Here is a 16,592-nt window from a genome sequence, read left to right on the forward strand (position 1 = left end):
CTATCTTTTATAAGAAATGGTTTTAATAATGGTATTTAGCTATTAAATGGTGGAACCTGTTACGATAATTGATGACTAATCTCGCTTTACAATTAATATTGTAATAGAATTAGGTTGTTTTAAAGTTGTGTTGTTATAACAACTGCTCCAAGAGCGACACACACCCTAACAAATTTGAGTGTATTGGTATTAGACCCTTGTTAATCATCAGATTAATAAGAATCATAAAGGAGTTTATCTTGATCGTAGTTGACTCAAAACCCATTTCATTCATTAACACACCTTTATTACAAAAAGGCTCACTACCTGTATTTATCGGCTGTGCTTTAGGCATGTTATGCTTGTCACCCGCACCTGCGGACGCTCATGATGCCTTAAAAATGAGCCTAACCTCCAGCAAAGTAGTGACTGACGCTGATGGCAATCGTGTTTATATTCCGGTTAGAACGGCTAAGGTTGGTACGCTTATTCAGTACAAAGCCACTTATAACAATACGTTAGATGCGCCTATCCAAAATACGACCATTACCCTGCCCATTCCGGCGAATACCGAATTTACTGGTGAGGCCTACCCGCCAAGTGCGCAAGGTTCTACTGATTACTATAATTACCAAGATATTCCATTAAGACGGGTCAGTGACGGCAAGATGGTCGATGTCCCCTTTTCAGAATACAAATCCTTGCGTTGGAACATCAAATATATTCCGGCTCACAAATCTGTCAAAGTGGCATTTAATACCATTGTGAATTAATAAATAAAAAAGGCTTATCAGAATAACTGATAGGCCTTTTTTACACGTTAATTATCAAACTTTAAAATGTACAAACTTTGAAATGTACAAACTTTGAAATGTACAAACTTTGAAATGTACAGATTTTAAATGCTACAAGCGTTAAATTGATACTCAGTAAATGACTACACCTCGGTGCTATCGGCGTTACTTGAGCCATTAGTATCTAATTTATGCTCAAGCTTTAGGTAATCCTCAGACTGCATTTCAAGTAGACGCGAGCGGGTGCGCTCAATCTCGAACGCCAGCTTTTCACCCTGATACAACTCTAAAATACTCTGCTCGGCTCGAATCAACAGCTTCACGCGTCTGTCATAAAACTCATCAACCAAGTAAATAAAGCGGCGTGTCGGGTCACGTAATACATCTGATAACTCAGGAACGTTATCGACTAATACCGTACTAAAGTTATTAGCAATTTCGATAAAGTCTACTGCCGATCTAGGCTCCATGCATAACTGACGGAAGTCACAGTACAGAACAGTCTTGGTACGTGCATTAATTTTGATTTGACGTCCATTAATCTCAATAGGCTCTTGGCTTATTTTTTGGTTGCTGGCTAACGACGTAAAGCGGTTGGCCAACCAGTGACTGTTCTCTTTGGTTAATGGATATTTATACAGCTCAGCCTGTTGCAATAAGCGCAAGCGATAATCAATACCTGAGTCAATATTCATCACTGTGGTGTGCTTTTCAAGCTCAGCGATGGCTGGCATGAATCTGTCTCTATGCAGTCCATCTTTGTATAAGCCAGAAGGCTCAATGTTTGAAGTGGCCACTAAGGTAATGCCTCGCTTGAACAGCATGGTGAATAAATCACCTAAAATCATGGCATCCGAGACGTTAGAGACGAAGAACTCATCGAAGCAGATTAAAACCGCTTCGCTATGAATAATATCCGCTACTTTCTCTAACGGATCACTACTGCCTTGCAATTTATTTAACTCTTTGTGCACACGCTGCATAAAGTGGTGAAAGTGCATGCGCATCTTGCGCTCAAGTGGGATAGATTCAAAGAACATATCCATCATCCACGTTTTACCACGCCCGACACCACCCCACATATATAGGCCTTTTGGCGGCTTAGGATCGGCCTTAAAGAAGCCAAACAAGCCTTTTTTCTCTTGCTTACCTTCTACAAGCTGATGATATACCTGATCAAGATACTCCATGGCTTTGTGTTGAATGGGATCATGATTGAACTCATCAGTGGCTATCGCCGCTTCGTAGCGTTGTAAAGGTGTTTTATTCATAGGTTATCAGCACTCTTGATTATAGTAATAATAAACTTCCGATAGTAATAAACGTTTAGTAAAAAACTTTCTGACAATAATAAAAATATAACCTCTATTTTAAATGGCATGTTGCTCAAGTAAAGACTTAATTTCTGTTAAACGACCATGGAAGAAATGGCCAGCACCTTCTACGATATAAAAAGGAATTTGTTTTGATTCAGCAAACTGCTGCATACTGCTCGGCTTAATGACATTATCTTCATCACCATGAATCTGAATGGTTTTGTTGGTCGGTAGCATCACATCCGAGGCATCATTATTTTCAACCGAAGGTGCCATCAGTACTACTTTAACCAACTCCATATCCTCCAGGCCCCAAATATGCGGAGTGACCATCACCTGTTCAGCGACTCGAGCAGTGATATAGCCGCCAAAAGAAAAACCACCTAGCCACAACTTTCTTGCCGGTGTTTTATGGCTAATCCATTGTAGCACTGCCATCGCATCTTCAATTTCACCTTTGGCATAGTCATGCTCACCAGTCGACTTGCCAGCACCACGGAAGTTAAAGCGCACCGCATGCATACCCTCATCACGGGCGAAGTTAAACAAAGTGGTCACAACTTTATTATTCATGGTGCCATCATACAAGGGATTGGGATGACAAATCAGCGCCACGCCTTTGGTATTCGGATCGGTAGGATCTTCATTCTGCCAAAGCGCTTCAACTTCTAATTTTCCCGCAGGACCATCGATTAATAATTTTTCTGTTTTCATTTTCATAGTAATATCTTACAGTTATCCAATAATAGTTTATGTGAAAGTTGTTTATGAAAAATACTTTTGTAAACGGGTTTAGCACCTATCAATTATGATCACGTTGTATAACTTTTTTATTTATTTATGAATTAGTTAATTAACCCATTCAGTCACTCAATAGCGAACACTAGTGTCTAAGGCGTACTTGCAAAACCCATATACTAGCAAAATCAGGACTTAACATGGGTTACCCTCTGTTAAGAAAAACTTGATTTTTGGAGGTTGTGTGAGAATATGCAACCAATTGTTATTAGCGATTATCGGTGAATATCAAGACTTAGACACCTCTGTTAAGGTTAAGGTAATAGTTAAGTAACAACTTCTACACCAATCATTTATAATATGCACGATTGCAGACAGTGTCAGCCTATATACTTATTACACTAACTATAACTGCACTAACCTTATATGCTGATATAAATCGTATTTACTAATATTTAAAACAACGGAGAGTATCAATGACAACCTTTAAATCTTCTCACAAATTAACAACCATGGGACTGTTACTATTAGCCACAGTCGGTTTAACTGCGTGTCAATCAACACCGACGTCACCTGTTATTCAACGCGCTGACTCAACTTATGAAACCACTGGCGTTGGTAAAACCAAAGTTGAAGCACAGCAAAAAGCATTAGACAGTGCTAAAAAAACCTGTGGTATGCGCCAAGCCATCGTTGTTGATGACGATTTAAAATATAACGGTGTGTTTGATGAGCGTACTGGTCGTATGGTTGATCAAGTCGGATCTATCGCCGGTGCGGTGTTCGGTACTGGCAAGCCAGATCTGTCACGTGATGATGATTATGAGTACGAAATCAGCTTCCGTTGCCAGTAATTAATTTCAGCTTAGTTTAAATAAATAACAGCGTGTCTCATCAGATACGCTGTTATTTTTTTGAATGCTATTTTATCTTAGCGATAAGTCTTTAGTTATATTAGCGCAGCATATAAACATTAACAGCTGCTTAAAATAAACTGAGTGATAACCCGGCACTATACAATAAGACCCTACAATAAATTAACGCCTTGGATCAAAAGCATCACGCAGCGCTTCACCAATAAAGATTAACAACGATAACACCACAGTTAAACTAAAGAATGCCGATAACGCCAACCAAGGTGCATCCAGATTATTCTTACCTTGGTTCATCAGCTCACCCAAAGAGGGCGAACCTGGCGGCAGACCATAGCCCAAGAAATCAAGCGAGGTTAGCGCAATAATATTGGCCGTCAGAATAAATGGCAACTGAGATAAGCTAGATGCCAGCGCATTAGGTAAGATATGACGCAGCATAATTCGACTGTCTGATACCCCAAGATTGCGCGCAGCACGCACATAATCAAAGTTACGGGCACGCAAAAACTCTGCACGTACCAGCCCGACCAAACTCATCCAACCGAACAGCAACATGAGTGCAAACAGCACCCACACGCTAGGACTAAATAAACTCACCAAAATAATAATCATAAACAGCTGTGGTAAACCGGCCCACACTTCCATAAAACGCTGACCAATCAAATCAAGCCAACCGCCAAAATAGCCTTGCAGCGCTCCAATTACAATCCCAATGAGTGAGCCGGCCAAAGTTAATGCCAATCCAAATAACAGTGAGATGCGTAAACCATACAAAATACGCGCCAACACATCACGACCCGTATCATCAGTGCCTAACCAATTACTTGAATTAGGCGGTGCCGAATAAGGCATGGCAATCTCAACACTGGGCGTCTGATCAGCAAACTCAATCGGCGGCATCACCATAAAGCCAGATTCATTAATCATCGCTTTTACCGCAGGATCTTTATAGTCAGCTTCCGTCTCGAACACCCCACCAAAGGCAGTTTCTGGATAGGCTTTGACGATTGGGAAATACAATTCACCATCGTAACGTACTAGCAGCGGCTTATCATTAGCGACAAAGTTAGCGCCCATGCACAGCACAAATATAAAACAAAAGGCGATTAAAGCCATCACCCCTAGCCTGTTTTGTTTAAAGCGATTGACTCTGGCTTGCCAAATGGGATTTAAGCGCATAAATTTGGTTGATTGCTTCACTTAGCGCCCCTCAAAGTCAATACGAGGGTCTATCAAGTGATAGCTAATATCACTGATTAACTGTAATAAAAGCCCCACTAAGGTGAAAATAAACAACGTGCCAAAGATAACCGGATAGTCTCTTTGTACAATGGCTTCAAAGCCCAACAACCCTAAACCATCAAGTTTAAAGATAATTTCAATTAAAAAGTTACCGGTAAAAAAGATACCAACAATGGCCGCCGGCACGCCAGCAATGATAATCAGCATCGCATTACGAAACACATGACCATACAGCACCTGATTGTTAGATAGCCCTTTGGCACGTGCAGTTAATACGTATTGCTTTGATAGCTCTTCCATAAAGCTAAACTTAGTCAAATAAGTCAGACCTGCAAAACCTCCGATGGTACTGGCCAAAAGTGGCAGCGCCAAGTGCCAAAAGTAATCTTTAACTTTCCCCAGTGTGCTTAATTGATCAAAGTTCTCTGACACCAAGCCTTGTAGCGGAAATATTTGCCAATAACTACCGCCAGCAAATAACACCAGTAAAATAACACCAAACACAAATACCGGTACGGCATGACCCACAGCGAGCATCACAGCGGTTACTCGGTCAATGCCGGTGCCATTACGCATGGCCTTAAAGATACCCAAAGGTATGGCTATCGAATAAATAAGCAAGGTACTCCAAAGACCTAAGGAGATCGAGACCGGCAACTTTTCCACGATAAGCTCAGTCACCGGCTTACCTTTGAAAAATGACTCACCAAAGTCTAACTGCGCATAGCTTTTTAGCATTAACCAAAAGCGTTCAGGTGCAGGTTTATCAAAGCCATATTGCGCTTTAATCGCTTCAACCATCTCATCGGTTAAGCCGCGTGAGCCGCGATAACCGCCATCTGACATCACGCCCTGACCCATGCTTGCCCCTGCCGCCTCTCCTTTGACTTGAGCTTGCTCTATCTGTGCAATTTGCTGCTCTACCGGACCGCCTGGTGCAGCTTGTACCAATACAAAATTGGTCAACAAAATCAAGAACAAAGTAGGAATGATAAGCAATATGCGTTTTAAAATATAACGGCCCATAGCCTCAGTCCTTGATAGAGAATGCGATTAAAAGTTATCTTTTAACTGTCTTAATGCGGTAAATACGGTCAATGGCTTAGTATCCGATAGCTCTACTTTTGCTTTCACCCCATCAATCACACTGTCCTCATCGGTGCGTAAGAACACATTGACCTGCTTTTCATGCGCCAAAGTGACAGGTAACGACGGTCGGCCTTGTGCGGTGACTTGCTCGACTTCAAGCAAGGTTTGCTGCATGTATTGATTGTCAGGCTCAATAGCCAAACCAAACTTTAAGTTAGAAGCTGTATATTCATGGGCTGGGTAAAATAAGGTCTCATCAGGCAGCTTACTAAAGCGTTTTAAACTGTTGTATAACTGCTCCATTGTGCCGGTAAATACTCGGCCACAACCCGCACTAAACAGTGTATCACCACAAAAGACATGTTTGATATCTTCGTTATTGTCAAAGATATAAGCTAAGTGTGACTTGGTATGACCTGGCACTGCCCAAACCTGAGCGCCATATCCCCATGCTCTTACCGAGCTACCATCGATAACGGTTTGATCAGGCTCTACTCCATGCTCTGAGCTGGCAACCACATGAGTCATAGGATACAGCTCGCGTAACTCAGACACGCCGCCCACATGGTCATTGTGATGATGAGTAATCCAAATAGCGGTCAGCTCAAAATCATGCTCCTGCAAATATTCAGCCACTGGTGCTGCCTGACCTGGATCAACAACAATCGCTTGTTTGTTTTTTTCATTAATCAGTGCCCAAATATAGTTATCCGTAAATGCTGGAATCGCTGTAATTGTAAGGCTCATGTGATTTCCTATTGACTTATAAATGTCATGTGAATTTAAGTGTTCTTTACTTATATGATGCTTATATAGTGCTTATGTGCTGCTTAAAATTAATGCTTTATTACGCATATTATCTATATATAAAGGGCAAGATGCTGGTGTTACTGCTCTTTAGTGCTTAAGATATCGGTTTACTTTAGACTCTGCTTCACCATCTACCCACCAGTAATCTAACCCGACGCCATTATCTGGTAGCTTGTCGACATGGCGATATTTGTCCCAGTACACCACTCGTGTATTCGAAGTACCATACATAGGTACCATATAAAACCCGGCTCGTAACAGACGGTCAAGCACCTTACTATATAGCACAATCTGTTCACGATCTTCTGCTAATATCAGCTTGTTAATGACCTCATCGATTGCTTCATTTTTAATACCACTGTAGTTTTGGTTACCGACTTCATCCGCTGCCTGACTACCCCACATATAACTTTGCTCAGCGCCCGGCGATAAGCCTTGCGGGAACCCGCCGATAATCATGTCATAATCAAACCGACGCAAGCGTTCTAAATACTGGGGACTGTCAACTTGACGAATGGAGGCATCAAAGCCTAGTTTTTTTAAATTACGCACATAAGGTAACAACACCCGAGTAATCTTGTCATCGGCAATTAAAATTTCAAGCTTAGCAGGCTTACCATTGGGCTGATATAGCTTCATATTTTGATAATAAAAACCAGCCTCTAACAGCTTTTCACGCGCTTGTAATAGCGCTTCACGGGGGTAGCCTTTACCATCCGATTTTGGTAGCTGCCATTCTGATAACGCATATTTTTTTTGCACCGGATCAAGTTGATCAAGCAAGGGGGCCATCATTTGCTTTTCTCGCTCGCTGGGCTCACCCGTTGCGGCTAACTCTGAACCATGAAAGTAGCTTTCTAAACGCTCATATTGATCATAGAATAAGGTTTTATTCATTAACTCAAAGTCAAAGGCATCGGTTAATGCTTGTCGGACTCGAATATCAGCGAACAAAGGCTTTCGTAAATTCATTACCAAGGCTTGCATCATCACCGGATTATGACTGCTGATACTCTCTTTTTTGATTAAACCCGCTTTAACAGCAGGAAAGTTGTAGGCAGTCGCCCACTTACGTGCTGAGCTTTCTTGACGGAAGTGATACTGTCCTACTTTAAAGCCTTCGAGTGCGACTTCATCACTGCCATAATAGACATATTTAATATAATCGAAATTAAATCGTCCTTTATTGGCCATCACCTGTTGACCCCAATAGTTAGGGTCGCGTCGATAGGTCACGCTGCGACCCTGCTCAACATGGTCTAATTGATACGGACCACTGCCCATCATAGGCTTAAGACTTAAGGTCTCAAACTCCTTCTCAACTGAGGCCTTTTTAAAGATTGGAAACTGAGCAACAGTGAGCAGAATCTCCTTATTATCAGCTGACGCAAAATGAAACTTAACCCGATGCGTATCGATAACCTCAATAGATTCAATGGCTGACAAGTAGCTGCGCACTTGCATCAAGCCTTTATTCAAATAAGCATCGTAAGTGGCTTCAACATCCTCTGCAGTCACTGCTGACCCATCCCAAAACTTTGCTTTGGGGTTGATGTGATAGATAATCCAGCTGGTATCCTCTGGATCGTAAGTCACTTTTTCTGCCAATTGCGGATACATCACAAACGACTCATCTAATGAGCCGGTCATCAAGGTATCGTATAAATACTCTGTACCACGCATGGCTATTCCAGTGGTCATCCACATATTGGCACTGTTAAACGTACCGATGGCTGACTGTGACAGCACACCACCCTTAGGCGCATTGGGATTGGCATAAGGCATATAAGGCGCAGAGGTGTAAGCGGCTTTGGTGTTGTGACCCAACGCCGAGACAGTGACAGGATCTGCCATCGCTGTTGGTATCACTGAGGCGGCAGTGGTTATCAACAGCGCAGCGATCGCTTTAAAGCCAATCACTGCTGTGCCTTTAGGGTTGCGTCTTTTCATAACCACCTGTCACCTGCCTGCTATCATTGAGTAGGATTAGCTATGCTGCTTGGCAAACTGAATCATAAAGTCACATAACGCTTGTACAGATTCTAAGCTAACCGCATTATAAATACTGGCACGCATACCACCCACATCACGGTGACCTTTTAGATTTAGTAAGCCTGCTTTTTCAGCCTCTGCTAAAAACTGTGCATCTAAGCTGTCATCTTTTAGCGTAAATGGTACATTCATGATTGAGCGATAGTCAGGATCGACATTGTTGTGATAAAAGTCGGTGCTGTCTATGGTTTGATACAGTAGCTCTGCTTTTTGACGGTTTATCTTCGCCATCGCTTCAAGACCGCCTTGCGCTTCAATCCATTCAAAGACTAAGCCGGCAAGATACCATGAGTAAGTAGCTGGCGTGTTAAGCATAGAGTCTTTATTGGCTTGGTTGGCATAGTCCATCAGGCTTGGACACCAAGCGCTTGCTTTACCAATTAAGTCTTCACGTACAATAACAATGACCAGACCAGCTGGGCCGATATTCTTTTGCGCGCCGGCATAAATCAAGCCAAACTTAGACACATCAACTGGCTCAGATAAAATGCAAGAAGACATATCTGCCACTAATGGCGCGTCTACTTGTGGCGGCTCAAAGATCTGTACCCCATGAATGGTTTCATTGGCGCAGTAATGGAAGTACTGAGCCTTCTCTGACAGCTGCCACTCACTGGTTGGCGGTACAGTGACGAAATTGTTTGCCTTACTCGATGCCACTTCATTGATTTGACCCAAACCTAAGTCGGCATAACGTTTGGCTTCTTTAACCGCCTTAGTCGACCAAGCCCCTGTGGTTAAATAATCAGCAACACCTTGCTGCTGACCATCATCTAGTAGGTTTAGCGGAATGGCTGAAAACTGAAGTGTGGCGCCACCTTGTAAAAATAATACTTTGTAATTGTCCGGTATATTCATCAAGCGGCGTAGACTTTGCTCTGCCTTTTGGGCGACCTCAACATAGTCTTTGCTACGGTGACTCATCTCCATCACTGAGACGCCTTTACCATGCCAATCTAGCATTTCAGCTTGCGCTTTTAATAACACATCTGTCGATAAAGACGCTGGTCCTGCACAAAAGTTATGTAGGCGATGTGGTTGGTTGTTTTCTACTTGATTAGCAGCGGTTGTGGATTGAGAGTCAGTCATAATATTCCTACTAAAAAAAAGCTCAAATTATTGAACAGATTATTTAAGTTAACATGCATAAGTCAATATACATGCAGCAACACATCGAACGATTGATTAAATCTTTAACTCATGGAACTTAACGCTTAGCAATGTAACGCTTTGAATAGCTAAGTGTTAAGTATTTAATTTTTGAGTACTTAAGTATAAGTGATTAAGTATAAGTGATTAAGTATAAGCTCTTAAGTATAGTCAAACCCATTAAAACTTACTATAAAAAAAGGCGCTTAAAAAAAGGTGCTTAAACCAACTTAGGCGCTATCATATCCCACAGTTGCTTTTTGCATTTCCCATCCGCTAGCATTTCAGTCAAATAAGGTGCACGCACCACCTTGTCATGCATCGTACCTTCAGGCATAGGCGTTAAGGCAACCACATTAACATCAATACTTTGAGCCACTCTGAATATAAACCCTGCTAGGCAAGCATTGGCGTTTTCTTGGTCACTAATCTCTGCGCAGATTGGGAAGTTTTGTACATCAGGGGTTAATGACAGTGCCTGCAATATATTTTGCCATAAGTTAAAGCAGCGCTCATCATTAAAGGCACTGGTATCAACCAGCAGCACCCATCCATGATAGTGAGCGGCCACTACTTCAAACGGTGCAACAGGCACACTTGGGGTCTGCACAAGTTCATCAATATCCGCACTATCGTCAGCAACTTCAGTGACATCAGTCATTGATGTTAAGCGTTCAACAATTTGCTCAGGTGTTTGTTGATCTTGCAGCCCAGAATCAAGGGTCCTATTAACAGGTGCTTGCTCTGTGTTTTGGGTCTGGTCGCTACCCATTGTATGAGACAGGCCATTTTGAGACTGACTGCTTGCATGCTCTGTAGCCAGTTCTGCTTGCTGATTAATTTGCGGCAAACCAGTAACTACTTGATTTGATTGCTTGGCATCACGCAGCTGAGTATGTAATTGGACGTACTGATCATAATCAACCGCCTGTACTTGACGCTGCTGTGATACCCAAACATCAACGCCCATCAATGCCAATATCTGTCGTTGCTGTACGGCCATTGCTTGAATTTCAGATGCAACCGATTCAGACACAGCCGATTCAGGTTGGGTCACAGGATGTGCCAAACGATTATTCGAAGCTGGCTTCGAAGCAGATTGAGCAGTTTGATTACTATTAATCACAATAATAAGAACACTTATAAAATCAGATTGCTGAATAAATGAGGACAATTAAATGTCAGACGACGACTTTCTAACTATCTGTAGCAGTGTAGCAAAATTACGCCAATATCTCGATCGCTATTACATTAAAAAGCCATATTGTATTCAAAAGCTTAAGTCTTAAACCTGACGTATTAAATAAACCCTGTTAAATTAACAACGCCATCAAAAACAAAAAACCTAGCTGACTAAAGTTAGTAGCTAGGTTATGAGATTTATTGCTTATCAGCTATTCATTGTGTGCTCATTGCGCATCAGTCAATATCTATCATGACCAATACCAATGAGCAAGTCAATGGCTCAAGACAATTGATTACTGAGGTGCATTCTCACCAGTTGTTTCAGCTTCGCCTTCTTGCTCTTCACCCCAAATCTTAGGATATTTGTAGCCTGGGAAAGTTTCGTGTGCATAAGTCTTGAAGCTTGGTGAGTTATAAGCCGCTTCAACGTCTTTCACCCATTTAGCGTCTTTATTCTCAGTCTTAACCGCTGACCAGTTCACGTAAGCGAAGCTTTTTTCTTGATATAGCGCGTCAGTTAGCTTAATACCAGCATCAGTCGCATAGTTACCGTTAATGACTGCAAAATCAACATCATCACGTGCACGTGGTAACTGAGCGGCTTCTAGCTCAACGATGTCAATATTCATTGGGTTGCTTGCGATGTCATCTTTAGACGCTTTTAATGGATCGACATTGTCTTTCAATGTAATCCAGCCCAAGTCATTCATCATGACTAGCGCACGAGCAAAGTTACTTGGATCATTTGGTGCAGATACTTTCATGCCTTCATAAGCATCTTCTAGTGATGTTTTCTTACCTGAGTAGATGCCTAGTGGTGCGGTTGGTACTTGGAATACTTCAACCAAATCAAGGTTATTTTCTGCTTTGAACGTATCTAAGTAAGGCTTATGCTGGAATACGTTGATATCAAGAGAGCCATCATCTAGTGCAATGTTTGGTGCAACGTAATCTGTGAAAGTGGTTAATTTTACTTCGTAGCCTTGCGACTCAAGCTCACCTTTAACCTGGTCACGCACCATATCAGCGAAATCACCTTCTGTGGTACCAATCACGATGGTCTTTTTCTCAGCATCATCACCGCCTGCTGCTGCCGCGTCTTGGTCAGCGTTGTTGCTACAACCAACCAATACTAGGCCTGAAACGCCGGCTACTGCAACGGCCGATAATAGCTGTTTACGAATATCAACTAGGTTCATTTATACATCCTTACTTTACTAAAATATCATTAATTAAATGAACTTTCTTAGTATCAACAAACGACATCATTTATTTAAACTAAATCGCTATTGGTCTAAAAAAGCAGAGAAAATATTTTCAAATAACATCTTAAAACTAAATATGACAGCCAAACTCTAAAATCAAAACGTTAAACTCAAATTTTAGGTATAGGTACAGTGCTTAACGTTTGTCTAACTTCGCAGCTAACCAATTGCCGATGGCTTGAATAGCAATCACCATAATCGACAAGATGATCACAATAAACACCATAATATCGTTCTGGTTGCGATAATAACCATAACGTATGGCAACGTCACCCAGTCCGCCGCCGCCAATCATGCCTGCAGCAGCAGAGAATGATAGCAAGCTAATACATAAGATGGTTACTGATAGTACCAAGCCAGATCTTGCTTCATTGAGCAACACCTTAATGATAGTGCCTGGACTTGCGCCCATCGATTCACTGGCTTCGACGATGCCGCGTGGCACTTCACGTAAGTTTTGTTCTACCAAGCGTGCAAAGTAAAAAGAGCCGGCAATAGCCAATACAAAAGACGCCGCAACTGGACCAATTCTGGTACCTATAATGCTTTTGGTCAACGGACCCATCGCTACCATCAATATCACAAACGGGAAAGCGCGCATAAAGTTGGTAAAACCGCCTAACACCCCATATAACGGTTTGTTTTCTAATAACTGTTTGTCACTCGATAAGAATAAGAACACCCCAAACACACCACCAATAATAATCGCAGCTGTGGTTGAGATACCCATCATTAAGAATGTTTCACCAGTGGCTCTAATAAACTCATCTTGTAATCCTACAAAGCGTTCAAAGGCTTCGCTAAATGAAAATGCTAACATCTGCTAGTCCTCCTGAACCAATTCACGGCCAATTTCAGTGGTTGCAACAATTTGACCATCAGTAATTTCAGCCACTTCTAATAAGTGTCCTTGGTGTAATAATGCGGCGCGGTGACAAATGCGACGAATCACACTCATTTCATGGGTAACAATCACAATAGTCACGCCAAGCTTTTCATTGACTTCTTTTAATGTGGTCAATAAAGTACGAGTGGTCGCAGGGTCAAGCGCACTGGTCGGCTCATCGGCAAGCAATACTTTTGGATTAGGCGCAATAGCTCGAGCAATACCAACACGCTGCTTTTGACCGCCTGACAGCTGCGCAGGATAATGATGCGCTCTGTCTGTCAGATCCACAATTTGCAGACACTGCATGACTCTGTCATGAATCTTATCTTTGTCATAACCGGCGACTTTTAGGTTGAACGCCACATTCTCAAACACAGTGCGGTTTGACATTAAATTAAACTGCTGGAAAATCATACCCACGTTATGACGGGCGACTCGCAGCTGTTTGGGATTCATGTCTGTTAACACATCACCATCAATGGTGACCGTACCGCCATCAGGACGCTCAAGTAAATTCATTAGGCGTAATAAGGTCGATTTACCCGCCCCTGAGTACCCCATTAACCCGAAAATCTCGCCCTGTTTTACAGACAACGAAATGGGTTCAACAGCTGTAAACCAATACGGTTTGCCATCTTTTTGGGTTTGGAATTTTTTATATACCTGTTCTAAAACAATCATATCGCTCATGGCAGTCATCTTAAGTGTCAAATTTACAGCAACTTAATTTGTATCAATCGGCGACAATTTCAAAATGCTAGATTCCAACAGTCGAAATTGAAAAAACCTAATTTAAAGAACGCAGTAATATAGCATACAGTGTCTTGACACGCATCACTTTATAGCAAATAAAGTCATGCTACTATTGAATATACAAACGGCTGTTTAGAATATAGCTAATATAAAACCCACTATTTAGGCTTAGCTAACAGCCTAAATTAGCCTGTTTTAAAAGCTTAAGGTGAGTCATACTTTTGACTTTCTAATACCCAGAAGAAGATACTATCGATTAACGACGAAATATATTTAATAATAAACTTAGCACAATACTGACAACAATCATGGTAACGATGGGAAAGTAGACGCGAGTGTTGCCAGACTCATAACGAATATCACCGGGCAATTTTCCAAACCAAGACAGCGCATTCGGGAATACGGTTAATATGACTCCGATAACGACGACTATTAATCCTATAGTGATAAAGACTTTACCCATAATGTCAGGTTTCCAATTTAGTTGTAAGTTAGTTATAGCCGCTAGTGTATTTAAAAATTGATAGTTAGGGTGTTTTTATATTTTAATCATACCCTACTAGCGCTGATTTTTTTAGAAAAACAACTCTTTAAGCAGTAAAAGTACAGCTGTTTTAGCCTTTATTAGCAATAAAGCGTAACAAACCTGCCCCAACCTGCTAGATTTTGATAAAATGACCGCGCTTGTTGCACGCTTAGCGTTTAACAACATCCCATAACACACTGATTGATTGACTAACATACACAATTATAAAGCGAACAAGGGTTTTCTATGAATATTTTAGTGATTGGTTCTGGCGGTCGTGAACATGCACTGGCTTGGCAATGTGCAAAAGATGCTGATGTGGCAACCGTCTATGTCGCAAATGGTAATGCAGGTACTGCTTTAGAGCCAAAATGTGAAAATATCGACCTAGATACCAATAATCACGATGCCGTTATCGACTTTTGTCAGCAAAACAAAGTTGAGCTTGTCATTGTCGGCCCAGAAGCACCTTTAGTAGCCGGCTTAGTCGATGACTGCCGTAATGCAGGTATTGCCATCTGGGGCCCTACCCAATATTGCGCTCAACTTGAAGGCTCAAAAACCTTTGCTAAAGAGTTTATGCAAGCCAACAATATTCCAACCGCGCATTATGCTGGCTTTACTGAAATTGAGCCTGCCAAAGAATATGTCAATCAACATGGCGCACCGATCGTTGTCAAAGCAGATGGTCTTGCTGCTGGTAAAGGCGTTATCGTTGCCGAAACCGTTGAGCAAGCACATGAAGCCATCGAAGATATGCTGGGCGATAATAAGTTTGGCGATGCCGGCAGCCGTGTCGTTATCGAGCAGTTCTTACAAGGCGAAGAAGCCAGCTTTATTTGTATGATTGATGGCGACAATATCTTACCGATGGCGACTAGCCAAGACCACAAACGTGTTGGCGAAGGCGATACTGGTCCTAATACTGGCGGTATGGGCGCATACTCACCAGCCCCTGTGGTTACCGATGAAGTGCATCAGAAAGTGATGAGCCGTGTTATCGAGCCTGTTGTTCAAGCGATGAAAGCAGCCGGTCATCCTTACACTGGATTCTTGTACGCTGGTCTTATGATTGATGATAATAACGACCCATACGTGATTGAATTTAACTGCCGCTTTGGTGACCCAGAGACTCAGCCTATCATGATGCGCTTACAATCCTCACTGGTTAAACTAGTGCAACAAGGTGTTGAAGGCAACCTGCCAGCACAAGCCGATTGGGACACCCGCGCAGCTTTGGGTATTGTATTGGCATCAAAAGGCTATCCTGAAAGCTCATCAAAAGGCGATATGATTACTGGCCTGCCAGAGCTTGGTTCAGATCAAAGCACGATTAAAGTATTCCACGCTGGTACCAAGAAAGACGGTGAGCACGTAGTTACCAATGGCGGTCGTGTTCTTTGTGTGACTGCACTAGGTGATGACATCGCACAAGCGCAACAAGCCGCTTTACAAGCGACTGCAGCGATAGAATTTGACGGCGCACATTATCGTCGTGATATCGGCTATCGCGCTTTAAATCGTGGTTAATTGGTAGGGCGTCTTTACACAACCAATGATCCTTACATAAGCTGCTGATATCAGGATCCACTGATATTAATAGCAGCTGATATAAAGAGCAGTTGGCCTTCGAGAACTCTTTGCGATTGTTAACTAAAATGCTTAGGCTATTTTAGAGAGTTGTAAGTAAAACTCGAAGGTCAGCATCTTTATTTAGGAACAATGTTATTCTATAGATTCGTTAATATGTCATCTTTAAATAAGGGTTAAACGGTTGTAAAAGGATGATTGACACAACTGATGCCTTATTGATAGTAATTTTTATAGTGAGTAATCTTTATTTAAGTTATTACAAAAATGATGACATTAATGACGCAATAACAGTTGTCACTCAAAGGGCAGATCGTCACTTAAGGACAGTTAACCCACG

The 16,592-nt window shown here is 41.9% G+C and carries 15 protein-coding genes; 3 read left to right on the forward strand and 12 right to left on the reverse strand.

Annotated elements, in window-relative coordinates:
- Positions 1-239: 239 nt before the first annotated feature.
- Positions 240-752 carry a hypothetical protein gene (locus A6J60_RS01735; RefSeq protein ID WP_227526026.1) on the forward strand — a complete coding sequence of 171 codons (513 nt, stop codon included), beginning with the start codon at positions 240-242 and terminating at the stop codon, positions 750-752.
- Between the two features lie 164 nt (positions 753-916).
- Here the strand turns inward: A6J60_RS01735 and zapE are convergent, their stop codons facing one another.
- Together zapE and A6J60_RS01745 are read right to left on the reverse strand one after the other, a co-directional pair.
- The gene (gene zapE / locus A6J60_RS01740) at positions 917-2,044 is read right to left on the reverse strand and encodes a cell division protein ZapE (protein WP_096064468.1); all 1,128 of its coding nucleotides are present in this window, start codon (positions 2,042-2,044) and stop codon (positions 917-919) included.
- 99 nt (positions 2,045-2,143) lie between these two features.
- The gene (locus tag A6J60_RS01745) at positions 2,144-2,809 is read right to left on the reverse strand and encodes an alpha/beta hydrolase (protein ID WP_096064469.1); all 666 of its coding nucleotides are present in this window, start codon (positions 2,807-2,809) and stop codon (positions 2,144-2,146) included.
- A gap of 494 nt (positions 2,810-3,303) precedes the next feature.
- On the opposite strand from A6J60_RS01745, the gene A6J60_RS01750 reads away from it, so the two are divergent.
- Positions 3,304-3,681 (forward strand): hypothetical protein, encoded by a 378-nt coding sequence (locus tag A6J60_RS01750; RefSeq protein WP_096064470.1) that lies wholly within the window; start codon positions 3,304-3,306, stop codon positions 3,679-3,681.
- Positions 3,682-3,864: 183 nt separating this feature from the next.
- Here A6J60_RS01750 and A6J60_RS01755 read toward each other — a convergent pair whose 3' ends face one another.
- The 10 genes from A6J60_RS01755 to A6J60_RS01800 all read right to left on the reverse strand — a co-directional run bounded on the left by A6J60_RS01755 (position 3,865) and on the right by A6J60_RS01800 (position 14,599).
- On the reverse strand, positions 3,865-4,881 hold the full coding sequence (locus A6J60_RS01755) for an ABC transporter permease (RefSeq protein ID WP_096066420.1): 1,017 nt from the start codon (positions 4,879-4,881) through the stop codon (positions 3,865-3,867).
- 21 nt (positions 4,882-4,902) lie between these two features.
- Positions 4,903-5,970 (reverse strand): microcin C ABC transporter permease YejB, encoded by a 1,068-nt coding sequence (locus A6J60_RS01760; RefSeq protein WP_096064471.1) that lies wholly within the window; start codon positions 5,968-5,970, stop codon positions 4,903-4,905.
- A 27-nt stretch (positions 5,971-5,997) separates the two neighbouring features.
- Positions 5,998-6,780: a hydroxyacylglutathione hydrolase gene (gene gloB / locus A6J60_RS01765; RefSeq protein WP_096064472.1), complete on the reverse strand. Its 783-nt coding sequence runs from the start codon at positions 6,778-6,780 to the stop codon at positions 5,998-6,000.
- A gap of 150 nt (positions 6,781-6,930) precedes the next feature.
- The gene (locus tag A6J60_RS01770; protein WP_096064473.1) at positions 6,931-8,793 is read right to left on the reverse strand and encodes an extracellular solute-binding protein; all 1,863 of its coding nucleotides are present in this window, start codon (positions 8,791-8,793) and stop codon (positions 6,931-6,933) included.
- Positions 8,794-8,829: 36 nt separating this feature from the next.
- Entirely contained in the window at positions 8,830-9,984 is a 1,155-nt protein-coding gene (serC, locus tag A6J60_RS01775) for a 3-phosphoserine/phosphohydroxythreonine transaminase (RefSeq protein ID WP_096064474.1), read from the reverse strand.
- 280 nt (positions 9,985-10,264) lie between these two features.
- Positions 10,265-11,170, reverse strand: coding sequence for a hypothetical protein (locus A6J60_RS01780; protein WP_096064475.1), 906 nt, complete (start codon positions 11,168-11,170; stop codon positions 10,265-10,267).
- A 352-nt stretch (positions 11,171-11,522) separates the two neighbouring features.
- Positions 11,523-12,428, reverse strand: a complete 906-nt coding sequence (locus A6J60_RS01785; protein WP_096064476.1) for a MetQ/NlpA family ABC transporter substrate-binding protein — start codon at positions 12,426-12,428, stop codon at positions 11,523-11,525.
- Between the two features lie 202 nt (positions 12,429-12,630).
- Positions 12,631-13,314, reverse strand: a complete 684-nt coding sequence (locus tag A6J60_RS01790; RefSeq protein ID WP_096064477.1) for a methionine ABC transporter permease — start codon at positions 13,312-13,314, stop codon at positions 12,631-12,633.
- Between the two features lie 3 nt (positions 13,315-13,317).
- Positions 13,318-14,073 (reverse strand): methionine ABC transporter ATP-binding protein, encoded by a 756-nt coding sequence (locus tag A6J60_RS01795; protein ID WP_227526027.1) that lies wholly within the window; start codon positions 14,071-14,073, stop codon positions 13,318-13,320.
- Between the two features lie 319 nt (positions 14,074-14,392).
- Positions 14,393-14,599 carry a DUF2905 domain-containing protein gene (locus A6J60_RS01800; protein WP_096064479.1) on the reverse strand — a complete coding sequence of 69 codons (207 nt, stop codon included), beginning with the start codon at positions 14,597-14,599 and terminating at the stop codon, positions 14,393-14,395.
- A gap of 309 nt (positions 14,600-14,908) precedes the next feature.
- Between A6J60_RS01800 and purD the strand changes: the two genes are divergently transcribed.
- Positions 14,909-16,192, forward strand: a complete 1,284-nt coding sequence (purD, locus tag A6J60_RS01805) for a phosphoribosylamine--glycine ligase (protein ID WP_096064480.1) — start codon at positions 14,909-14,911, stop codon at positions 16,190-16,192.
- Positions 16,193-16,592 lie beyond the last annotated feature (400 nt).

Source organism: Psychrobacter sp. FDAARGOS_221, assembly GCF_002313155.2.
Taxonomy (GTDB): Bacteria; Pseudomonadota; Gammaproteobacteria; order Pseudomonadales; family Moraxellaceae; genus Psychrobacter.

Excerpts from the sequence above, each read along its gene's own strand:
- zapE (WP_096064468.1), bottom strand. The coding sequence starts at position 2,044 with ATGAATAAAACACCTTTACAACGCTACGAAGCGGCGATAGCCACTGAT.
- A6J60_RS01745 (WP_096064469.1), bottom strand. The coding sequence starts at position 2,809 with ATGAAAATGAAAACAGAAAAATTATTAATCGATGGTCCTGCGGGAAAA.
- A6J60_RS01750 (WP_096064470.1), top strand. The coding sequence starts at position 3,304 with ATGACAACCTTTAAATCTTCTCACAAATTAACAACCATGGGACTGTTA.
- A6J60_RS01755 (WP_096066420.1), bottom strand. The coding sequence starts at position 4,881 with ATGCGCTTAAATCCCATTTGGCAAGCCAGAGTCAATCGCTTTAAACAA.
- A6J60_RS01760 (WP_096064471.1), bottom strand. The coding sequence starts at position 5,970 with ATGGGCCGTTATATTTTAAAACGCATATTGCTTATCATTCCTACTTTG.
- gloB (WP_096064472.1), bottom strand. The coding sequence starts at position 6,780 with ATGAGCCTTACAATTACAGCGATTCCAGCATTTACGGATAACTATATT.
- A6J60_RS01770 (WP_096064473.1), bottom strand. The coding sequence starts at position 8,793 with ATGAAAAGACGCAACCCTAAAGGCACAGCAGTGATTGGCTTTAAAGCG.
- serC (WP_096064474.1), bottom strand. The coding sequence starts at position 9,984 with ATGACTGACTCTCAATCCACAACCGCTGCTAATCAAGTAGAAAACAAC.
- A6J60_RS01785 (WP_096064476.1), bottom strand. The coding sequence starts at position 12,428 with ATGAACCTAGTTGATATTCGTAAACAGCTATTATCGGCCGTTGCAGTA.
- A6J60_RS01790 (WP_096064477.1), bottom strand. The coding sequence starts at position 13,314 with ATGTTAGCATTTTCATTTAGCGAAGCCTTTGAACGCTTTGTAGGATTA.
- A6J60_RS01795 (WP_227526027.1), bottom strand. The coding sequence starts at position 14,073 with ATGAGCGATATGATTGTTTTAGAACAGGTATATAAAAAATTCCAAACC.
- A6J60_RS01800 (WP_096064479.1), bottom strand. The coding sequence starts at position 14,599 with ATGGGTAAAGTCTTTATCACTATAGGATTAATAGTCGTCGTTATCGGA.
- purD (WP_096064480.1), top strand. The coding sequence starts at position 14,909 with ATGAATATTTTAGTGATTGGTTCTGGCGGTCGTGAACATGCACTGGCT.